Annotated in this window: 20 protein-coding genes; 6 read left to right on the top strand and 14 right to left on the bottom strand. The window is 72.9% G+C overall.

The window, feature by feature from the left end; translation table 11 throughout:
• Nucleotides 1-81: 81 nt before the first annotated feature.
• Complete coding sequence (locus ACN268_RS23195) at nucleotides 82-1434, top strand: ABC transporter substrate-binding protein (RefSeq protein WP_421484985.1); 1353 nt, start codon at nucleotides 82-84, stop codon at nucleotides 1432-1434.
• A gap of 50 nt (nucleotides 1435-1484) precedes the next feature.
• Here the strand turns inward: ACN268_RS23195 and ACN268_RS23190 are convergent, their stop codons facing one another.
• Complete coding sequence (locus tag ACN268_RS23190) at nucleotides 1485-2228, bottom strand: enoyl-CoA hydratase/isomerase family protein (protein ID WP_421484984.1); 744 nt, start codon at nucleotides 2226-2228, stop codon at nucleotides 1485-1487.
• Complete coding sequence (locus ACN268_RS23185; protein WP_421486970.1) at nucleotides 2225-3079, bottom strand: 3-hydroxyacyl-CoA dehydrogenase family protein; 855 nt, start codon at nucleotides 3077-3079, stop codon at nucleotides 2225-2227. The genes ACN268_RS23190 and ACN268_RS23185 overlap by 4 nt, the downstream gene beginning before the upstream one ends.
• Nucleotides 3080-3248: 169 nt before the next feature.
• Between ACN268_RS23185 and ACN268_RS23180 the strand changes: the two genes are divergently transcribed.
• On the top strand, nucleotides 3249-3551 hold the full coding sequence (locus ACN268_RS23180) for a hypothetical protein (protein WP_357925163.1): 303 nt from the start codon (nucleotides 3249-3251) through the stop codon (nucleotides 3549-3551).
• A gap of 33 nt (nucleotides 3552-3584) precedes the next feature.
• Here ACN268_RS23180 and ACN268_RS23175 read toward each other — a convergent pair whose 3' ends face one another.
• Nucleotides 3585-4367, bottom strand: a complete 783-nt coding sequence (locus ACN268_RS23175) for a class I SAM-dependent methyltransferase (RefSeq protein ID WP_421484983.1) — start codon at nucleotides 4365-4367, stop codon at nucleotides 3585-3587.
• Nucleotides 4368-4410: 43 nt separating this feature from the next.
• Here ACN268_RS23175 and ACN268_RS23170 point away from each other — a divergent pair, with 43 nt between their 5' ends.
• Nucleotides 4411-4800 carry a PPOX class F420-dependent oxidoreductase gene (locus tag ACN268_RS23170; protein ID WP_421484982.1) on the top strand — a complete coding sequence of 130 codons (390 nt, stop codon included), beginning with the start codon at nucleotides 4411-4413 and terminating at the stop codon, nucleotides 4798-4800.
• Between the two features lie 116 nt (nucleotides 4801-4916).
• Here ACN268_RS23170 and ACN268_RS23165 read toward each other — a convergent pair whose 3' ends face one another.
• Complete coding sequence (locus ACN268_RS23165) at nucleotides 4917-5126, bottom strand: BldC family transcriptional regulator (RefSeq protein ID WP_007073996.1); 210 nt, start codon at nucleotides 5124-5126, stop codon at nucleotides 4917-4919.
• Nucleotides 5127-5377: 251 nt separating this feature from the next.
• A complete protein-coding gene (locus ACN268_RS23160) occupies nucleotides 5378-6217 on the bottom strand; it encodes a hypothetical protein (protein WP_088641961.1) in 840 nt (279 codons plus the stop codon).
• Nucleotides 6218-6481: 264 nt separating this feature from the next.
• On the opposite strand from ACN268_RS23160, the gene ACN268_RS23155 reads away from it, so the two are divergent.
• Together ACN268_RS23155 and ACN268_RS23150 are read left to right on the top strand one after the other, a co-directional pair.
• Entirely contained in the window at nucleotides 6482-7564 is a 1083-nt protein-coding gene (locus ACN268_RS23155; protein WP_421484981.1) for a Glu/Leu/Phe/Val family dehydrogenase, read from the top strand.
• A 338-nt stretch (nucleotides 7565-7902) separates the two neighbouring features.
• Nucleotides 7903-8121 (top strand): DUF3073 domain-containing protein, encoded by a 219-nt coding sequence (locus tag ACN268_RS23150; RefSeq protein ID WP_088641959.1) that lies wholly within the window; start codon nucleotides 7903-7905, stop codon nucleotides 8119-8121.
• A gap of 182 nt (nucleotides 8122-8303) precedes the next feature.
• Here the strand turns inward: ACN268_RS23150 and amcA are convergent, their stop codons facing one another.
• The 5 genes from amcA to ACN268_RS23125 form a co-directional block, all read right to left on the bottom strand.
• Nucleotides 8304-8537, bottom strand: coding sequence for a multiple cyclophane-containing RiPP AmcA (amcA, locus tag ACN268_RS23145; protein WP_420119319.1), 234 nt, complete (start codon nucleotides 8535-8537; stop codon nucleotides 8304-8306).
• Entirely contained in the window at nucleotides 8506-9609 is a 1104-nt protein-coding gene (amcB, locus tag ACN268_RS23140; protein WP_421486969.1) for a cyclophane-forming radical SAM peptide maturase AmcB, read from the bottom strand. The genes amcA and amcB overlap by 32 nt, the downstream gene beginning before the upstream one ends.
• A gap of 129 nt (nucleotides 9610-9738) precedes the next feature.
• Nucleotides 9739-10893, bottom strand: coding sequence for a phosphoribosylformylglycinamidine cyclo-ligase (purM, locus tag ACN268_RS23135; protein WP_421484980.1), 1155 nt, complete (start codon nucleotides 10891-10893; stop codon nucleotides 9739-9741).
• A 59-nt stretch (nucleotides 10894-10952) separates the two neighbouring features.
• Nucleotides 10953-12491 (bottom strand): amidophosphoribosyltransferase, encoded by a 1539-nt coding sequence (purF, locus tag ACN268_RS23130; RefSeq protein ID WP_421484979.1) that lies wholly within the window; start codon nucleotides 12489-12491, stop codon nucleotides 10953-10955.
• Between the two features lie 168 nt (nucleotides 12492-12659).
• Nucleotides 12660-12983, bottom strand: a complete 324-nt coding sequence (locus ACN268_RS23125; RefSeq protein ID WP_421486968.1) for a sterol carrier family protein — start codon at nucleotides 12981-12983, stop codon at nucleotides 12660-12662.
• Nucleotides 12984-13163: 180 nt separating this feature from the next.
• Here ACN268_RS23125 and ACN268_RS23120 point away from each other — a divergent pair, with 180 nt between their 5' ends.
• Nucleotides 13164-15470 carry a carboxypeptidase regulatory-like domain-containing protein gene (locus ACN268_RS23120; protein WP_421484978.1) on the top strand — a complete coding sequence of 769 codons (2307 nt, stop codon included), beginning with the start codon at nucleotides 13164-13166 and terminating at the stop codon, nucleotides 15468-15470.
• 118 nt (nucleotides 15471-15588) lie between these two features.
• On the opposite strand, the gene ACN268_RS23115 is transcribed toward ACN268_RS23120, so the two are convergent.
• The 4 genes from ACN268_RS23115 to purS form a co-directional block, all read right to left on the bottom strand.
• On the bottom strand, nucleotides 15589-16344 hold the full coding sequence (locus ACN268_RS23115; protein ID WP_421484977.1) for a 2-phosphosulfolactate phosphatase: 756 nt from the start codon (nucleotides 16342-16344) through the stop codon (nucleotides 15589-15591).
• A 4-nt stretch (nucleotides 16345-16348) separates the two neighbouring features.
• Complete coding sequence (gene purL / locus ACN268_RS23110) at nucleotides 16349-19159, bottom strand: phosphoribosylformylglycinamidine synthase subunit PurL (protein ID WP_421484976.1); 2811 nt, start codon at nucleotides 19157-19159, stop codon at nucleotides 16349-16351.
• A 70-nt stretch (nucleotides 19160-19229) separates the two neighbouring features.
• The gene (purQ, locus tag ACN268_RS23105; protein WP_421484975.1) at nucleotides 19230-19913 is read right to left on the bottom strand and encodes a phosphoribosylformylglycinamidine synthase subunit PurQ; all 684 of its coding nucleotides are present in this window, start codon (nucleotides 19911-19913) and stop codon (nucleotides 19230-19232) included.
• Nucleotides 19910-20170, bottom strand: coding sequence for a phosphoribosylformylglycinamidine synthase subunit PurS (purS, locus tag ACN268_RS23100; RefSeq protein WP_088641951.1), 261 nt, complete (start codon nucleotides 20168-20170; stop codon nucleotides 19910-19912). Before purS ends, purQ begins: the two co-directional genes overlap by 4 nt.
• Nucleotides 20171-20352 lie beyond the last annotated feature (182 nt).

Here is a 20352-nt window from a genome sequence, read left to right as displayed (position 1 = left end):
ACGAGGGCCGCCTCCCTGGTCCCACGGCCCCCGCCGGCACGCTATGGTGCGCACCGGACCTGCGCCGGAGGAAGGACCACCATGCTCGTAACCCGCGGCCCGCGCGCGGCCATCCTGGCGGCCTGTGCGTCGTTGCTGCTCGCCGTCAGCGCGTGCGGGACGACCGACAAGCCCGAGGAGGCGGCCACCCCGCAGGTGCGTCTGTACGGCACCGACGGCAACATGCAGAACTCCTTCGCCGCCGAGCTGAAGGACCGGGCCGACCTCGTCGACGGCATGAAGGGCACCACCCCGCTCACGCCGCTCAGCGACGACTTCAAGCAGCGGCTGCGCACCGTCGACGCGAAGCTGACCGACTACCTCTACGCGGCGGAGTCGTACGACGCGGTGATGATCAGCGCGCTGGCCGCCCAGCTCGCCGGCAGCACCGATCCGGCCGACATCGCCAAGCAGATCGTCGGGGTGACCACCAACGGCCAGCGCTGCACGGACGCGGCGAGCTGCCTGGCGCTGGCCCGGGACGGTCAGGACATCGAGTACCGCGGCCCGTCGCTGAACCGGGCCGGGTTCACCGATCTCGGTGAGCCGGCCACCGCCAGCTACGCGACCCTGCACTTCGACAACCAGAAGATCAACGACGCGAAGACCGAGTTCGTCGGCGCGGGGGACGAGTCCGGGGTGAGCACCAAGGCCGCGCCGAAGCCGAAGAAGCAGCGGGGCGGGCGCAACGACCGCAGCGACGGCTCCCCGCTGATCCTCGGTGGCCTGCTGCCCAAGACCGGCGACCTGGCCCTGGCCTATCCGCCGCTGGCCGCCGGCGTGGCACTGGCGATCAAGGAGATCAACGCCGCGGGCGGGGTGCTCGGCGACCCGGTGACCTGGTTCGACGGTGACGACGGCACCAACCCGGCCGTCGCCAAGGCCACCGTGGCCTCGCACGTCAGGAACAAGGTCCAGGTCATCATCGGGGCCGCCGCGTCCGGGATCTCCGCCGCCGTGCTGCCGGACGTGGTGGCGGCCGGCAAGATCCTGTTCTCGCCGTCCAACACCGACGCGGGGTTGAGCCAGGCCGACGACAAGGGCCTCTACTTCCGGACCGCCCCGCCGGACAGCCTCCAGGGTCGGGCGCTGGCCGACGTGATCCTCCGGGACGGCCCGCACAAGATCGTGGTGGTGGCCCGCAAGGACTCCTACGGCGAGGGCCTCCAGGAGACCGTCCGCGCCGAGCTGGAGCGGGCCGGCTTCGGCACCGACCGGGTGAAGCTGCTCACCTACGAGCCGCCGGCCGACGCCAAGGCCCCGCCCGTCGACTTCGGCAGCCTGGCCGGCGAGATCAAGAACTACCAGCCGGAGGCGGTGCTGGTCATCGGCTTCGGTGAGTCCGCCGGACTGATCAAGGCACTGGCCGACGCGGGCGTACCGATCCGGCACTGACGCGACGTCGGCGGGGGCGGCACCGGTCGAGGTGCCGCCCCCGCCGACGTTCAGCGGGGCCGGCGACGTTCCAGGAAGTCGGTCATCCGGCGGTGCTTCTCCTCGTCCTCGAAGAGCACCGCCTGGCTGACCAGATCGAGCTGCGGGTGGGCACCGGGCGGGGCGTCCACCGCGAGCTTGGTCAGCCGCAACGCCAGGGCGGAACCCTTCGCCATCTCGTCGAGCAGCCCGTGCGCGGTGGGCAGCAGCTCCGCCGGCTCCGCCACCACCCGGTTGACCAGGCCGATCCGCAGCGCCTCGTCGGCGTCGACCCGGCGGCCGGTGAAGAGCAGTTCCTTGGCCCGGCCCTCGCCCACCAGGGCCGGCAACCGGTGGGTCGCCCCCGCGCCGGCCAGGATGCCCAACCGCACCTCCGGTTGACCGAAGACCGCCCGTGCCGTGCACACCCGCAGGTCGCAGGCGTACGCCAGCTCCGCACCGCCGCCCAGTGCGGGGCCGTCCACCGCCGCCACGCTCGGCATCGGCAGCGCCCGCAGGCGGGCGAAGGCCGCCGAGTTGATCGCGGCGAGCGCGTCCAGCCGGCCCCGCTCACGCAGCTGACCGATGTCGGCCCCGCCGGCGAAGAGCCCGTCCGTTCCGCCGGTGAGCAGCAGCAGCCGGGGCCGGGCCTCCAGCGCGGCGCAGACGTCGTGCAGCGCGCCGATCAGGTCGGCGTCGATGGCGTTACGTTTCTCCGGCCGGTCCAGCGTCACCACCACCCGGTCGGGCAGCTCCTCCACCCGTAGCCCGCTCACTGCCGGCGACCGTCCTTCCACACGTAGAAGCCCTGGCCGGACTTCTTGCCGAGCTTCCCGGCGGCGACCATCTCGACCAGCAGCGGCGGCGGGGCGAACCGGTCACCGTAGGCGGCCTGGAGGGTACGGGCGATGTCCAGCCGCACGTCCAGCCCGACGAGGTCGGTCAGCTCCAACGGGCCGACCGGGTGCCGGTAGCCGAGCACCATCGCCTTGTCCACGTCGGCCGGTGCGGCCACCCCGTCGGCGACCATCCGGATCGCCTCCAGGCCGAGGGTCACCCCGAGCCGGGAGGTGGCGAAGCCGGGCAGGTCGCGTACGACGACGGGGTCCTTGCCCAACCGGTCGGCGAGCGCCACGGCCGCCACGGTGGTCTCCGGCGCGGTGGCCGCGCCGACCACCACCTCCAGCAGGGTCATCGCCCAGACCGGGTTGAAGAAGTGCAGCCCGAGGAAGGACTCCGGCCGGGCCAGCCCCTCGGCCAGCTCGCCGATGGGGATGCTGGAGGTGTTGCTGCCCAGCAGGGCCGGGTGCAGCCGTTCGGCCTCGGCGAGCACCGACCGCTTCAGGTCGGGCCGCTCGGGCACCGCCTCGACGATCACCTCCGGTGCCGGGGCGACCTCGGCGAGCGCCCCCCGCAGGGTGATCCGGTCCCGCTGCGCGGCGGCGGCCTCGGCGTCGAGCTTCCCCCGCTGCACCGCCCGCGCGCACAGCTCGTCGAGGCGGTCGGCTGCGGCCCCGGCCCGCGCCCGGTCCACCTCGACCAGTTCGACCGTGTAGCCCACACCGGCCGCCACGTAGGCGATGCCGAGCCCCATCGTGCCGGCCCCGACGACGACAAGACGACTCATGGACGCTCCCTCACTGCGCACGGCGGCGTACGGGGTCTCCGGCACGCCCTGCCGCTCGCTCCGCTGGCTCATGGGTGCGACCCTATGCAGCACCGTTCCCGGCGGCATGCGTGGGGGACCGCCGCACCGGGTACTGACGGGCCAACGCCAAGGGAAGGAACCAGTCGACATGAGCCAGGCACCGGAGACCGTGGACAGCGGCACCACCGACGGCACGGCGGTCGTGGAGACGCGCGGCGACGAGCGCATCGACCTGCTCCGCGCCGACACCAACAACGACGGCAAGACCGACGTGTGGGTGGTGGACACCGACGGCGACGGCCGGGCGGACCTGTTCCAGTTCGACACCGACGGTGACGGCAAGGTCGACATCACCATGGTCGACATCGACGAGGACGGCACCCCGGACGAGGTGGTCGACGGCGACGGCGGCCTCCCCCCGGAGCCGCTTCCCCCGACCGTCCAGGTCTGACGCGGGCGCGGGGGGCCCGTCCGGGCCCCCCGCTCACCGCCCGGTCAACCGCAGGGTGGCCAGGTAGTACGGGGCGTCGCGGTCGTCCACGTCGGTCAGCCGCCACGGGGTGCCCCGGACCAGTTCGGCCAGTTCCTCGGCGGAGCAGACCAGGTAGTCGAACCACTGCGTGCCGAGTTCGCGGTAGCGCAGCCGCAGCCGCAGTTGCCCGCCCAGCCGCCCCCGCCGCCGGTTGCGCTCGTGGTAGCCGGTGTGCACCGGGTCGGTGGTGCCGTACGGGTCGGTGCCGTGCGCGATGATCTGCGCACCGGGCCGGGCCAGGGCGGCCAGCGCGGCGAGGAACGCCGGTGCCCGCTCCCGCCCCTCGAACAGCCCCAGGTTGTTGCCGAGCAGCAGGAACGTGTCGTAACGCCGGCCGTCGGCGACGTGCTCGTCGACGGTGCCGAGGACGAGGTCCCGCACGCCCCGGTGCCGGCTGACCCGCAGCGCCCCGGGCGAGGTGTCCAGCCCGGTGACGGGGATGCCGCGCTCCTGGAGCACCAGCGCGATCCGCCCGCCCCCGACGCCGACGTCCAGGGTGGCGCCCCGGGTCCGCTCCACGGCCCGGTGGTCGTACGGCTGCCAGTGTTCCGGCCCGTCCAGGTAGTGCGCGGCGGGCGCCCCGTTGACCAGTCCGTCGTCCCGTTCGATGATCTCGATGACCGGTCGGGGCAGCCGCCCGCCGACCAGCGGCCGGGGGCCGACCCCGGTGTGCACCGCGTACGCGTCACGCAGCAGTTCGCCGAACACGTCGCCGAGTCGAGGTTCTCCGGTCACGACCTGCACGGTATCCGGGTCCGTCCGCCGTATCCTGGGCGGCGTGACCGACCTGGACCGCCTGGCGGCGGAGAAGTACATCCTGTTGACGACGTTCCGCAAGGACGGCCGCGCGGTGTCCACCCCGGTCTGGGCGGTCCGCGACGACGACACGCTGGCGGTCTGGACGGTCGCCGACTCGGGCAAGGTCAAGCGGATCCGGCGGGACGGCACGGTGACGGTGGCCCCGTGCGACGTGCGCGGCCGTCCGCTGGGTGAGGCGGTGCCGGGTCACGCGGTGCTCTGCGGTCCGCAGGAGAGCAGCCGGATCCGCGACCTGCTCAAGCGCAAGTACCGGCTGCTGGGGCGGTTGACCCTGCTCGGCAGCCGGCTGCGCCGGGGTGAGGCGGGCACCGTCGGCATCCGGATCAGCCTGACCGGCCCGCCGGGGTGACCGGGTCCGGCGGGCGGGCTCGCCGGAGCGGCCGGGGGTGGAGACGACTCAGGGGCGGTGGTACGTCGCTGCTGCGACGTCCGCCCGCCCCTGAGGTCCGTAACGTTCTGACCGGGTCAGTCTCCCTGGCGCTGCTGGGGGATCTGGCCCTGTAGCAACGCCCGCACCTCCGACTCACGGTACCGACGGTGTCCGCCCAGGGTTCGGATCGCGCTGAGCTTCCCCGCCTTGGCCCACCGGGTCACCGTCTTCGGGTCGACACGGAACATCGACGCCACCTCGGCCGGCGTGAGTAGCGGCTCTGGTTCGTGCGTTCGCGATGCCATCGGTCACTCCTCCACATGGATAGACATCGGCCGGGGTCCCGCCGGCCGACGCGTCTCCCATGGTCCGGCTAGTCCCCGATGTCCGACATGGGCCGAACGGCCGAAGGTCCCTAGACGGACGGATGAACCATGCCCGATTTATCTGACTTTTACACGGCAGAAAGTACCTTATTCGGACTCATGATCACGGTTCGTGATGCGTCAACTACGAGTGTGACTCATAATTGACAGCTCGAATGGGCGATATACGGTCAATTGCACCGCTCCAGCAACTGGATCGCGCGCCACCGCGCCACCAACCGGTCGTACGCCGCCGACGCCTCGTCCGTCTCGCCCCGGGAGAGCCCGGCCAGGCCGCCCGCCACCAGCTCCGGAGAGTCGTCCGCGGCCAACGTCTCGTCGGAGAGCAACTGCACCAGGCCGCCGTAGTCCAACTCGACCACCGACCGGGGGTGGAACTCCTCCAGCCACCGGGCGGCCTCCTCGACCGCCTCGGTGATCGGCGCGGCACCTATCGACTTCCTGAGCACCGCCAGCGCCCGCGAGGCCCGCCGACGGGCCTTGGAGATCTCCGTGCGGTAGCGCAGCGCCCGCCGGTCCGGTCGGGTGACCAGCTCCCGCTCGCCCGCCTCGACCAGCACGAACCACCGCAGCGGCACCCCCCAGGTGGCGATCTGCTCGTGCAACCGGGGCACCCCGTGCTCCAGCACCCGGGCACCGCTGCGCCAGTCCTCCACCACGGTCTTGGCCTGCCCGGCCAGCACCGGCGGGACGAACGCGTCGGCGATCACCGACGGCACCCCTTCCCGGGCGCTCAGGGCGGCCTCGGCCACCCGGACCCGCAGGTTCCACGGGCAGACCAGCAGCGCGTCGTCGACCTCCAGCACGTACGCCTCGTCGGGCAGGTCGGGCAGTCGCGTCCAGCCCGCGCCGAGCGCCGCGATGACCGCGCTCCGTTGCCGGCCCGGCCCCTCCAACGGGGCCACCGCCCGACCCTCCCGCACGTAACGCCGCCAGTACGACTGACGGTCCCGGTCGAAGGCGGTCAGCGGCTCGTACACGCGCAGGTAAGAAGCGAAGAGCGACGGCACCGCGCGATCCTCCCACGAAACCTCTTACCGGTGCCGCCGCCGTCGGAGGCGACCGGAACGCCACCGGCGGGCGACGCCCGGAGCGGACCGGCGGGCGACGCCCACCGCGCCGCCGACGGACGACGCCCGGACGACCGGGTCGCGCGCGACGTGGACGACGGCACCATTTCCGACCGATATTAGGCTGACCAGCGCCGGCAGCATCCCCGCCGGCCGAGAAGGTCCGCGCCCCACAAGGGCGCACACCGACACCAGGAGTGAGCCATGGGCGTATTCGTGAGCACCGACGACCCCGGACCGGCCGGTCACGAGCAGGTCGTCTTCTGCCAGGACAGGCAGAGCGGCCTCAAGGCGATCATCGGGATCTACTCGACCGCGCTGGGGCCCGCGCTGGGCGGCACCCGGTTCTACCCGTACGCCAGCGAGGAGGCGGCGCTGGCCGACGTGCTGGACCTCTCGCGCGGGATGGCGTACAAGAACGCGCTGGCGGGGCTGGACCTGGGCGGCGGCAAGGCGGTCATCTGGGGAGATCCGGACCAGGTCAAGAGCGAGGCGCTGCTGCGCGCGTACGGACGGTTCGTGCAGTCCCTGGGCGGGCGCTACTACACCGCCTGCGACGTGGGCACCTACGTGGCCGACATGGACGTGATCGCGCGGGAGACCCGGTACGTCACCGGTCGCAGCGTGGAGCACGGCGGGGCGGGGGACTCCTCGGTCCTCACCGCCTGGGGCGTCTTCCAGGGGATGCGGGCCGCCGCCGAGCACGTCTGGGGCAACCCCAGCCTGCGCGGACGCCGGGTCGGGGTGGCCGGGCTGGGCAAGGTCGGCAGGCACCTGACCGGGCACCTGGTCGACGACGGGGCCGAGGTGGTGGCGACCGACGTCGACCCGCGGGCGCTGGAGTGGGCGCGGACCAACCACCCCGGGGTCGCCCTGGTCGCCGACACCGCCGCGCTGGTAGCCGCCGACATCGACGTGTACGCCCCGTGCGCGCTGGGCGGCGCCCTGAACGACGACTCCGTGCCGGCCCTGCGGGCCCGGGTGGTCGCCGGCGCGGCCAACAACCAGCTCGCCCATCCCGGCATCGAGAAGCTCCTCGCCGACCGGGGCATCCTCTACGCCCCCGACTACGTGGTCAACGCCGGCGGGGTCATCCAGGTCGCGGACGAGATCGAGGGCTTCAACTTCGACCGGGCCAAGCTGCGGGCCACCCGGATCTTCGACACCACCCGGCAGATCCTCCGGCTGGCCGACGATGAGGGTGTGCCCCCGGCGGTGGCCGCCGACCGGCTGGCCGAGCGCCGGATGGCCGACGTGGGTCGGCTGCGCGCCATCCACCTGGGCTGAGCGCGCGTCCCGGGCGTGGCGACGGTCCGCGCCCGGGACGCCCGGACGGAGCGGCCCGGCCCGGTGCGGCTGCCGGCCACCGGCGGGCGGAGCACGCGGTAGCATGGCTTTTCGCGGCTTTTTCAGTAGTTTGACCAGTGTCACGGGCGGTCCAGCGCCTACCCCTTACCGGGTACACTCGGTGACTGCCGGGTGACTGCGACGCGCAGGGCCGGCAGACGGTAACCCGAGGTGCCGAACGGTGGCATCCCCATGTACCGTAAGAGCCACGAGAGATGCCTGACGTCATCGGGGCCCGCCTTCGGGCTGCCCCGCATTCTGTGCGAGGGGGTCGAGCCATGGGGCGCGGCCGTGCTAAGGCCAAGCAGACGAAGGTGGCGCGGGAGTTGAAGTACCACTCCCCGAACACCGACCTCACCGCCTTGCAGCGCGAACTGGCGGGTGCTGGTGGGAAGTCTGAGCAGCACTTCGACGACGACTACAAAGAGTATGTCGACGACGACGATGAGGATCATGCGGACGACGACCCGGACCCCTGGGCTCCTCCGACCCGCTGACCTCCGGTCACACTGAGCACGCGGCAACTCTCCGCGTGCTCACGCATGTGCCCGACCAGAGCAGCGTCACCACCGGTGATCAGGGAACCCGCCAGCCCGGAGCACACTCCGGCCGGTCGGCGCGGTCCCTGATCACCGGTGGCCATGACCCGTCGTCGTACGGCGAGGCCGGGCGTCCCTGCTCAGCGCGGCCGGTTGTTCCAGTTGTAGAACGTCGGGATGTTCTCGAAGTGGTTCCAGGCGCAGACCGCGCCGGCACCCTCCGCGCCCGACACCTCGGCGCGGGAACGACGGGCGGCCTCGGCCTCGTGGAGCAGGGCGGAGAGTCCTCCAGCGGCCTCCCGCACCCGGTCGGTGACCTGGTCCGGGCCGGTGCCGACCCGCTCAGCGGGCCGGTGACTCGTGGTCTCGGGCATGCGCCAACACTCCCTCCAATAGGCGGATCTTGCTGTTGCGGCAGTGCTCGGTCTCCGTACCGTCGAACCGTCCCTGCTCGAAGTAGCGGTTGGCCGCGTGACCACCGCCGCAGAAGCCGAAGTACGGGCAGGACGACCGGCACGCCTCGACGCCGGTGAGGAACTCACCCACCCAGTCCGTGCCCGCCGCCCCGGCCAGGATCTCGGCCAGCGGGGTGGCCAGCACGTTGCCACTGCTGAAGTCGCCGTAGCGGGCGTCGGAGAAGCCGGCCAGCTCGGGGGAGAGCACGGTCACCGAGCCGTCGTACCCGATCGTCGGGATCGGGTCGAGCTGCCGGGGCAGCAGGTCGCCCTGCGCGCCGTCCAGCACCGCCGCCGCGTACCGCAGCGACCACTCGATCTCCCGCAGGTGCACCCGGGGCGCCCGCCGCCAGGCCGTCACCAGCTCCGCCCAGAACGCGGTCACCGCCGCCGCGTCGTGTGCGTTGCTGCGGGTGTTGACCCCCTCGGTCTCCTCGATGTTCAGCCCGAGCACGTCACAGCCCAGGTCGAGGAAGTAGTCGTACAGCTCGGTGGCGAGCCCCGGCGTCGGCCGGCTCACCACCGCCAGCGCCGAGAACGGCAGGCCGTGCCGGCGCAGCGCCGCGACCCCCCGGGCGATCCGGTCGTACGCCGGCCGGCCGGCCCGGGTCACCCGGTCGCCGTTACGGGCGGGCGGGCCGTCCACGCTCACGCTCACCCGCACCCCGTGCGCGGCGAAGAACGCGCACCAGGCGTCGTCGATCAGGGTGGCGTTGGTCTGCACGTGGTGTTCCACCCCGGCGGGGAACGCGGCCATCAGCGCCGCCAGGTGCTCCCGGCCGGCGGCGAGCGGCTCACCACCGTGCCAGACCACCGAGAACCGGCCCCGCGCCGCCCAGGGAGTCACCGCGGCGGCGACCGCCTCGGCGACCGTCACCGGCATCCGCCGGTCGGCCGCCCGGTGCGGCAGGTAGCAGTACGCGCAGTCCAGGTTGCACAGCGTCGTCGGCTGCATCACCACGTACGACGGGACCGCCGCGATCCCCCGCATTCCCGCCACGGACCCGCACCGAGCAGCCATCGACCCTCCTCCCCCGTGCCCGAAGTGTCCTTCAGGCTAGGCGGCGACGGCTGCTCGGGTGAACCCCCGACCAGGCAGCCGGCCGAGCGGCCACGCCACTCAGCCCCGGGTGTGCTGGCCGACCATCTGCACGTTGCCGGTACCCTCGATGATCTCGCCGGCCTGCCAGGCGTCCACGCCCCGGCCGGCGAGGGTGGCCAGCGCGCGGTCGGCGTCCTCGGCGGAGACGATGGCGAACATGCCGACGCCCATGTTGAACGTCGACTCCATCTCCGAATCCTCGATCCGGCCCTTGGACTGGATCAGGTCGAAGATCGGCTGCGGCTTCCAGGTGGCCCGGTTGACCACCGCGTCGACGTGCTCGGGCAGCACCCGGACCAGGTTGCCGGGGATGCCGCCGCCGGTGACGTGGGCGATCGAGCGCACCTCCGCCTCGGTGATCAGCTTCAGGCAGTCCTGCGCGTAGATCTTGGTCGGGGTGAGCAGCTCCTCGCCGAGGGTGCGCTGCCGGCCGAAGTCGTCGATCACCACGTCCAGCCGCATCCGGCCGGCACCGAGCAGCACGTGCCGGACCAGCGAGTAGCCGTTGGAGTGCAGGCCGGACGAGCGCATCGCGATCACCACGTCGCCCACCTCGACCCGGTCCGGGCTGAGGATCTCGCTCTCCTCGACCACGCCGACCCCGGTGGCGGAGACGTCGTACTCGTCGGGACGCAGCACGCCCGGGTGCTCGGCGGTCTCGCCACCGAGCAGCGCGCAGCCGGCGTACCGGCAGCCGTCGGCGATACCCGCGCCGATCTCGGCGACCCGGTCCGGCACGACCTCGCCGGTGGCGATGTAGTCGAGGAGGAACAGCGGCTCGGCCCCGCACGCCACCAGGTCGTCGACGACCATCGCGACCAGGTCGATGCCGATCGTGTCGTGGATGTCGAGCTGCTGGGCGATGACCAGCTTGGTGCCCACCCCGTCGGTGGAGGACGCCAGGATCGGGTTCTTGTACTTCTTGGTGTCCAGCCGGAACAGGCCGGCGAAGCCGCCCAGGTCACCCATGACCTCCGGCCGCCGGGTCTCCTTCACCTTCGACTTGAGCAGCTCGACCGCCCGGTCGCCCGCCTCGATCGACACCCCGGCGTCGGCGTACGAGACCGAGCGTTTGCGGGTGGTGCGACCGGTCCCCGCCGTCCAGGGCTGGCGGTCGCCACCGGCACCGCTCGGGCTGCTTCCTGCGCCGCTGCGCTCGGACACGTAGGTCACGGTTCTCCCCTTTGTGGTTCTCGGTGCCGCGCCGACGGTGGCCGGGCGACCCCGGTGTGCTACGGGCGGTGGGCGGTCGCGCCGCCCGGAGTGGCGACGAGCGGTGTGTGGTGCTCGGCGGAGGTGTCCGGGGCGTCGGCGACCCGCCGGCCCACCCCTTCGAGCACGTGCTTGCCGATCAGGTTCCCGGCCGGCAGGTCGATCGGGTACTCCCCGTCGAAACAGGCCCGGCAGAGCCTGCTCCTGGGCTGTTCGGTCGCGGCGATGAGACCGGGGAGCGAAACGTAACCGAGGGTGTCGGCGCCGATCGAGCGCCGGATGCCCTCGTTGTCCAGCCCGTTGGCCAGCAGTTCGGCCCGGGTGGCGAAGTCGATGCCGTAGAAGCACGGCCAGTTCACCGGCGGGGAGGAGATCCGGACGTGGACCTCCAGCGCGCCCGCCTCGCGGAGCATCCGGACGATCGCCCGCTGGGTGTTGCCGCGCACGATCGAGTCGTCGACCACGACCAGCCGCTTGCCCCGCACGTTCTCCCGCAGCGGGTTGAGCTTGAGTCGCACGCCGAGCTGGCGGAGGGTCTGCGACGGCTGGATGAAGGTCCGCCCGACGTACGGGTTCTTCATCAGGCCGGCGCCGTAGGTGATGCCGGACGCCTCGGCGTAGCCGATGGCCGCCGGCGTGCCCGACTCGGGCACCGGGATCACCAGGTCGGCCTCGACCGGGTGCTCCTTGGCGAGTTGCCGGCCGATCTGCACCCGGGCGGCGTGCACGTTGCGGCCGGCGATGGTGGCGTCCGGGCGGGCGATGTAGACGTACTCGAAGAGGCAGCCCTTGGGCTCCGGCGCGGCGAACCGGCTGGACCGCAGGCCCTCCTCGTCGATCGCGATCAGTTCGCCCGGCTCGACCTCCCGGACCACGCTCGCGCCGACGATGTCCAGCGCGGCGGTCTCGCTGGCCACCACCCAGCCGCGTTCCAGCCGGCCGAGTACCAGCGGGCGGACGCCGTGCGGGTCGCGGGCGGCGTAGAGGGTCGACTCGTCCATGAAGACGAAGCTGAACGCGCCGCGCAGCTGCGGCAGCACCTCCAGCGCGGCGGCCTCCACCGACAGGTCGGGGCGGCTGGCCAGCAGCATGGTCACCAGGGAGGTGTCGTTGGTTGCCCCGTCGTCGAGCAGGCCGCGCTCCGCGACCTCCTTCTGCAACTCGGCGGTGTTCACCAGGTTGCCGTTGTGCGCCAGGGCGATCGTGGTGCCGGAGGTGGTCGACCGGATGGTCGGCTGGGCATTTTCCCAGGTCGAGCCGCCGGTGGTGGAGTAACGCGCGTGCCCGATCGCCAGGTGGCCACGCAGGCTCTTCAGGGTCGGCTCGTCGAACACCTGGGCCACCAGGCCGAGGTCCTTGTAGACCACCACTCCCGAGCCGTCGCTGACGGCGATGCCGGCGGCCTCCTGGCCCCGGTGCTGGAGTGCGTAGAGTCCGAAATAGGTGAGATTGGCAACCTCTTCGCCCGGCGCCCAGACGCCGAAGACGCCGCAGGCGTCCTGGGGGCCGGGTCGCTGGGGGTCAAGGTCGTGGCTCAGCCGGCCATCGCCTCGGGGCACTGCCGCTCCCTCATGCTGGTCTGGACTGGCCTGGCGGAGCCGGGGGGCTGCTCCGCACCTTTCGGCCCTGGACCACTGTCGTCGCCTGACAGTGTACGCGAACACGAGTCGATACAGAAAGTCACGATCTGCCTCCACACCGTCACACCGTCGAGCGGAACGGTGCAGCTAGAGCGGCAGATGGTCAGCGAGATCCGCCCGGTTTCCACTCACCTGTACGCGACCGTCCGTGACCGCCCGCGCCCACGACAGCCGTCCGGTGGCAAGCGCCAACCAGGTGTCCGGTGCCATCTCCACCACGTTCGGCGGGGTACCCCGGGTGTGTCGGGGCCCGGGCACGCATTGAACTGCACCGTAAGGTGGGACACGCACCTCCACCGATCGGCCGGGGGCACGCTCCGCGAGGGCGGTCAGAAGGGCACGGACCGCCTCGCGGTACACCTGTCGTTCGGGGGTACGCCCCTCATCGAGCGCCGTCAGCGCCGCCAACACCGCGGCGGACTTAATGTGCGGAGAGGACACGACGGGACGATACGACCCCTGGCCGCGGAGCGCCACGCTGGCCCCTGGGTCGCGCCGATCCGGTCAGACAAGGCATAGTTGCCGACGGCGTATTCGTACCGTGATGATCCCCGGCCCCCGCCGGGGAGGTCAGACCGGAAGGCGGTGGACGTGTCAACACACCGACGTGCCTGGACGCAGCGGGCCGGTGTGGTCGTAGCGCTGGTGGCCGGCGCCCTGCTCACCGTCCCCGCCACACCCGCTTTCGCCGCTCCGAGCGTCAACAACGTGTCGGCGTCCCCGAGTTCCGTCGAGGCCGGGAAGACTACCCGGGTCAACTACTCGCTCACCGTGGGTGACGGCTCTCCGGTCGACGTCTCCGTCTCCTCCAGCAACGGCAAGCTCCGCTGCGTCGACGGTTGCAGTCGCAACAAGGTCGACCAGAGCGGTGGGTCGAGCGCCAGCTTCGCCCTCGCCGACGACGCGTCGAGCGGGTCCGCCACGATCACCGTGAAGGCCGTCGACGCCAACGGCGCCGAGAACTCGGCCAGCACGACCGTGACCCTGGTGGCCAAGGCCGCGCCGCAGACCACCGCGCCGCAGGACAAGCCGACCGTCAAGTCGATCTCCGGCAAGGTGGTCGTGGCGGCCACCGGCGACGCGGTGCCCAACGCGGTGGTGGGGCTGGAGGACTCGACCGGCAAGCAGTTCAACACCACCAGCGACGGCAGCGGAAACTTCCGGATCACCGGGTCGAGTTCCAACCCGATCGCGCCCGGCTCGATGGTGCTCGGGGCCAGCAAGGACGGCGTCGTCGCCACCAAGCCGATCAGCGCGGGGGCCGGGCAGAGCCTGAGCAACCAGCGGATCAGCCTGGCGTTGAAGGTCGAGGTGAGCCCGAGCGCCACCCCGTCGACCTCCGCCGAGCCGACCCCCTCGGAGGAGACGACCGCAGAGACCACCGAGGAGAGCGCCGAACCGACCGGCGGGCAGCAGCAGGCCGCCTCGCAGGACGACGACAGCGGGTTCGGCTCCTTCCTGATCATCCTGCTCGGCGGTCTGCTGGTGGCGGCCGGAGTCGGCACCATCGTGCTGCTCTGGATCCGCCGCAGGAACGCCGACGACGACGGGAACGGACCGGCCGGCGCCGCTGCGGCCGGTGACGTCCCCGGCCCCCGGAGCCCACGCGGCACCGACGACCAGACCCGGGTGGTCAACCGGGTCGGTGCCGGCCCCGACCCGACGATGGTCGGCAGTTCCGCGCTGAGCGACGCGCCGACGATGTTGCAGCGACCGGTCGTCGACGACGTCCCGCCGGACCCGTACGCCGCGCCACCGCAGCCCTACGGCGCACCGCAGGACAACTGGGCCGGTGCCGGCGGCTACGGCGACGAGCCCGGTGGCCCGGGCGGCTACGGCGGACAGCCGGGCGGCTACGGTGCCGCACCCGCCTCCGGCGGCGGCTACGGCGCGGCCGGAGCCGCAGGTGCCGCCGCAGGCGCGTACGGCGCGGCGAACCCGGCCGGTGGCGGCTACGGCAACGCGCCGTCCTCCGGGGGTGGCTACGGCAACGCGCCCGCGTCGGGCGGTGGTTACGACAACGCGCCCGCCTCCGGTGGCGGCTACGGCAACGCGCCCGCGTCGGGCGGTGGCTACGGCAACGCGCCCGCCTCCGGTGGCGGTTACGGCGGCCGGGACTACGGCGCGACGGCAGGTGCCGGCTACCCGGCGCAGGAGCAGACCGGCGGCTTCGGCGGCGAGCAACGCTACGACGAGCCCACCGGCCGTTACACCGGCGACAGCACCTCGTACGCGCCGGCTGCCGACCCGTACCCGACGAGCACCTACCAGCCGGAGCCGGACGCGTACGGCCAGCCGGGCGCGGGCGGCTACGGCCAGTCCGAGCAGGGTGGCTACGGTCGGGGTGCCGAGCCGACCGGTGGTTACGCCGGTGGCGGGTACGGCCAGCAGGCCGGGTACGACGCCGGCCCGGACCAGGGCTACGGCGGCCAGCGTGGCGGCTACGACCAGCAGCCCGGTGCCCACCAGGGCGGCCAGCACGGCGGCTACGACCAGCCGACGGGTGCCCACCAGGGCGGCTACGACCAACGCGGCGGCGGGTACGACCAGCGGGGTGGCGCCCACCAGAGCGGGTACGAACAGCCGACGGGTGCCCACCAGGGCGGCTACGACCAGCGCGGCGGCGGGTACGACCAGCAGCCCGGCTACGGCGCCCCGCAGGGCGGCTACGGTCAGGCCGGTGGCTACGGTGCCGAGCAGCAGCCGGGCGGCTACGGCCAGGAGCCCCCGCAGCAGCGCGGTGGCGGCTACGACCAGCAGGGTTACGACCAGCAGGGTGGTTACTACGGCGAGCAGGGTCAGCCCGGTCGCGACCAGCAGCCCCCGTCCGGTCGGGCCCGCCCCGACGGCCCGCCCCCGGAGCGCGGCGGACGCCGCCTCGACTGGCTGGACGACTGACCCGGACCGGCGACAACGAACCACGGTGGGCCGCCCCGATGCGTATCGGGGCGGCCCACCGTCGTCGCGGGTCGGGTCGATTCCTCCAGGCAGGCCGGCACGGTTCCGGCGGGCCGGGTCAGCCGGCCGAGAAGACACCCTGGCGGAGCAGCGGCACCACTGTCGAGACGTCCCGCTGCACGGCCGCCTCGACGTCCCCGGCGAAGCCGCTCTCGATCAGCTCCCGGCCGGAGACGCAGCCACGTACCGCCGCCGGCACGTCCGGGGTGCTGGCCAGGGCGGCGAGCGCCATCGCCGCCTCCACCGACAGCCCACCGGGCACCCCGGAGACGGCATCCAGCACACTGGCCGCGCCCAGCAGGTCCTCCACCGAGGGGCGCAGGGTGCCGTCCGGCCAGCGTTCACCGGCGGCGATCACCCCGACCGGGGCGTCCGTCGTGCCGTACCCCTGGTGGTGCAGCCACCGCCCGACGGCGCGGGCGTTGCGCAGGCAGGCCGCGACCACCGGCCGGCCGGTGGCGCTGGCGGCGGCGCTGATCGCGGAGCCGTTCGGCGACGGCAGCACCAGATCGCCGACCACGGGTGCGCCGGCCAGGGCCGCCGGGGACAGCGACCACGGGTGCTCGCTGGTGGTCTGCCGACGGCCCACCGCCGCCACCGCGCCGACCCGTCGCGCATAGTCGGCCGCCTGCTCGCCCCAGGGGAACGGGTGGACCCGTACCCCCCGGGCGACAGCGACCTCGACGGCGGTGGTGAACGACAGGACGTCCACCACCACCAGTACGGCACAGACCCGGCCGAGTTCCGCCGCCCCGGTCAGCCCCCAGTCGAAGCGGGCACCCGACCCGGGTTGAACGTGGACGGCCGAGGCCACCGCCTCAGCGCTGATCGGGCGTCGGGCGCTGCCCGTCACCGGCGTCGGAGGTCGCCGCGTCGGCCTGCGGGGTGAACCCGGTCGCCGGGCCGGCGGGGGCGTCCGACGGCGGCGCGGTTGCCGCCGGGGCGTCCGGTGCCGGCGCGGAACCAGCGGCTTCGTCCGCCACGGTGGCGCGGGCCTCAGGGGCGTCCGACCCCGGGCCGGTCGACGTCGGACCGCCCGACACCGGGGCGTCGGTCGTCGGGGCGGCCACCGCCTCGGCGGCCGGGTCGTCCGCGTCCGCCGGCTGCTGCCGCTCCGGCACGTCCACCGGCTGCGTGGCGGTGGCCGGCGCGATCGTGGTGGTACCCGTCCGGACCGCCTCGACCTGCACCTGGGCCGCCTCCGGGCCGCCGAAGAGCCGGGGCAGGGTCGCGGTGTGCGCGGCCCGCAACTCGTCCAGGCCGATCCGGAACTGGCCGTGCACGTCCAGGACACCGCTCGCCGGGTCGGTCACGCCGATCTGCTCCCACGGCACGCCCCGCTCGTCGCAGAGGGCGGTGAACGCCTTCTCGTGCCCCCGGGGCACGGTCACCAGCGCCCGACCGGCCGACTCGCTGAACAGGAAGACGAACGGCAGCGAACCGTCGGCGAACCGCTCCGGCACGCCGATCCGGACCCCGACACCCCGGCGCAGGCTCGACTCGACCAGGCTCTGGGCCAGGCCGCCGTCGGACAGGTCGTGCGCGGAGCTGAGGTGACCCACCCGGGCCGCCTCGGCCATCAGCTCGGCGAGCTGGCGCTCCCGGCCCAGGTCGACCTGCGGCGGCATGCCGCCGAGGTGCTCGTGCGTCACCCAGGCCCACTCCGAGCCGGACAGCTCCACGTGGGTGTCGCCGAGCAGGTAGACCTGGTCGTGGTCGCCGTTGGCGCGGGGCACGAAGCCCATCGGCACCCGGTCGGCCACGTTGTCCAGCACACCCAGCACGCCGACCACCGGGGTCGGGTGGATGGCGGCGGCACCGGTCTGGTTGTAGAAGCTGACGTTGCCGCCGGTCACCGGGATGCCCAGTTCCAGGCAGCCGTCCGCCAGGCCGCGGACGGCCTCGGCGAACTGCCACATCACGCCCGGGTCCTCCGGCGAGCCGAAGTTGAGGCAGTTGGTCACGGCGATCGGCTTCGCGCCGGTCACCGCCACGTTCCGGTACGCCTCGGCGAGCGCCAGCTTCGTCCCCTGGTAGGGGTCGAGGCGCGCGTACCGGCCGTTGCCGTCGACGGAGAGGGCGACCCCGAGGCCGGTCTGCTCGTCGATCCGGATCACGCCGGAGTCCTCCGGCTGGGCCAGCACGGTGTTGCCCAGCACGTACCTGTCGTACTGCTCGGTGACCCAGGTCTTGTCGGCCAGGTTCGGCGAGGCGATCATGCGCAGCAGGGTCTCCCGCAGCGCCTCCGGGTTGCTCGGCCGGGGCAGCGTCTCGGCCCGGTCGGCCTGGAGCAGGATCAGGTCGGCCGGCTCGCGCATCGGGCGGGCGTAGACCGGGCCGTCGTCGACCAGCGAACCCGGCGGTACGTCGACCACCACGTGGTCGTTCCAGGTGACCAGCAGCCGGCCCGGCCGGCCGTCGGGCGCGGGCGGGGTGACCTCGCCGATCGCGGTCGCGAGCACGCCCCACTTCTCGGCGGTCTTGAGCACCGCCTCCAGCTTGTCCGGGGTGACCACCAGCAGCATCCGCTCCTGGGACTCGCTGGCCAGGATCTCGTGCGGCTCCATCGACGGCTCGCGCAGCGGGACCCGCTCCAGCCAGACCCGCATCCCGGTGCCGGCGGACGCGGCGGTCTCGGTGAGCGCGCAGGTCAGGCCCGCACCGCCGAGATCCTGGATGCCGACGACCAGCTCGGCGTCGTACAGCTCCAGGCACGCCTCGATCAGCAGCTTCTCGATGAACGGGTCACCGACCTGCACCGACGGGCGGCGCTGCTCGCTGCCCTCGTCGAAGGTGGCGCTGGCCAGCACCGACACGCCGCCGATGCCGTCCCGGCCGGTCTTCGCGCCGAGCAGCACCACGACGTTGCCGGGGCCGGCGGCGTCCTTCTTCTGCAACCGGTCGACCGGCAGCACACCGAGGCAGAGCGCGTTGAGCAGCGGGTTGCCCTGGTAGCAGGGGTCGAAGACCAGCTCACCGCCGATGTTGGGCAGGCCGAGGCAGTTGCCGTAGCCGCCGACGCCGGCCACCACGCCGGGCAGCACCCGGGCGGTGTCCGGGTGGTCGGCCGCGCCGAACCGCAGCGGGTCCATCACCGCGACCGGGCGGGCGCCCATCGCGAGGATGTCCCGGACGATGCCGCCGACGCCGGTCGCCGCGCCCTGGTAGGGCTCGACGAAGCTCGGGTGGTTGTGCGACTCGACCTTGAAGGTGACGGCCAGCGTGTCGGAGACCCGGACGACGCCTGCGTTCTCCCCGATGCCGGCGAGCAGCCGGTCGCTGGGCGGGGCCTTCTCGCCGAACTGGCGCAGGTGCACCTTGCTCGACTTGTACGAGCAGTGCTCGCTCCACATGATCGAGTACATGGCCAGCTCGGCCTGGGTGGGGCGGCGGCCGAGGATGTGCCGGATCCGGTCGTACTCGTCGTCGCGCAGGCCCAGCTCGGCGTACGGTTGGAGTTCGTCGCCGGTGTCGGCGGCCCGCTGCACGGTGTCCACGCCGTCGGCCCAGTCGGTGGCCGGCGTCGGACCGCTGTGCCGACCGGCGTCGGCCGGCGCGACGGCCGCGTGCGGTTCCGCCGGGGCGACGCCCGCGGCTGCCCGAACGGCCGGGTCCTGGTGGGTGGTCATGACCTCTCCTCGCTGCGCTCGTACCCGCCGGTGGGGCGGTGGAGCCGACCGATGTTGCCGCCGCGCACCGTCACGCCGGCGTCCCCACCAGGTGCTTGAGCACCGAGGTGAAGAAGCCGAGGCCGTCCAGGGAGGGGCCGGTGAGCGCCTCGACCGCGTGCTCGGGGTGGGGCATGATGCCGACCACGTTGCCGGCGGCGTTGGTGATCGCGGCGATGTCCCGCTGCGAGCCGTTCGGGTTGCCGCCGACGTAGCGGGCGACGACCCGACCCTCGGCCTCCAGGGCGTCGAGGGTGGCGGTGTCGGCCACGTAGCAGCCCTCGCCGTTCTTGACCGGGACGAGGATCTCCTGGCCGGGCTGGAAGGTGTTCGTCCAGGCGGTGCCGACCGACTCGATGCGCAGGACCTGGTCGCGGTTGCGGAAGTGCAGGTGCTGGTTGCGGGTGAGCGCGCCGGGCAGCAGGTGGGCCTCGCAGAGGATCTGGAAGCCGTTGCAGATGCCGAGCACCGGCAGGCCGCCTCGGGCGGCGTCGACCAGGCTCTCCATCACCGGTGCGAACCGGGCGATGGCGCCGCAGCGCAGGTAGTCGCCGTAGGAGAAGCCACCGGGGAGGACGACGGCGTCCACCCTGTGCAGCTCCGGGTCACCGTGCCAGAGCCGGACCGGCTCCGCGCCGGCGATCCGCACGGCGCGGGCGGCGTCCCCGTCGTCCAGCGAGCCGGGGAAGGTCACCACTCCGACGCGGGCGGTCACGAGTTCGCGTCCGCGGTCTCGTCGGCCTCGACCCGGACGGTGAAGTCCTCGATGACGGGGTTGGCGAGCAGCTTGTCGGCGATCTCCCGGGCCCGGTCCAGGTCCGGTTCGCCGGTGAACTCGATCTCGATCCGCCTGCCGATGCGGACGGAGGCGACGTCACCGACGCCGAGCCGCGGCAGCGCGTTTGCGACGGCCTGGCCCTGAGGATCGAGGATCTCGGGCTTGAGCATGACGTCGACGACGACGCGAGGCACTGGGCACTCCTGACTGTGTACGCAGTTGGGTGCCGGCCCACTACGGGCGAGCGAGGCCAGCGTACCTGGCAGATTCCGGTCCGGACGCACCGGCCGGGCGCAGTTCAGGCAGTGATCGACGTTACCGGTCGCCGGGACGTGCGGTCGAGATCCGTTCGTTGCCGCTCTGATACGGATTTGTT

The organism is Micromonospora sp. WMMD735 (genome assembly GCF_049178995.1).
Classification (GTDB): Bacteria; Actinomycetota; Actinomycetes; order Mycobacteriales; family Micromonosporaceae; genus Micromonospora; species Micromonospora wenchangensis.
The sequence above is the reverse complement of the archived record's forward strand: the minus strand, read 5'-3'. Positions and strand labels throughout refer to the sequence as shown.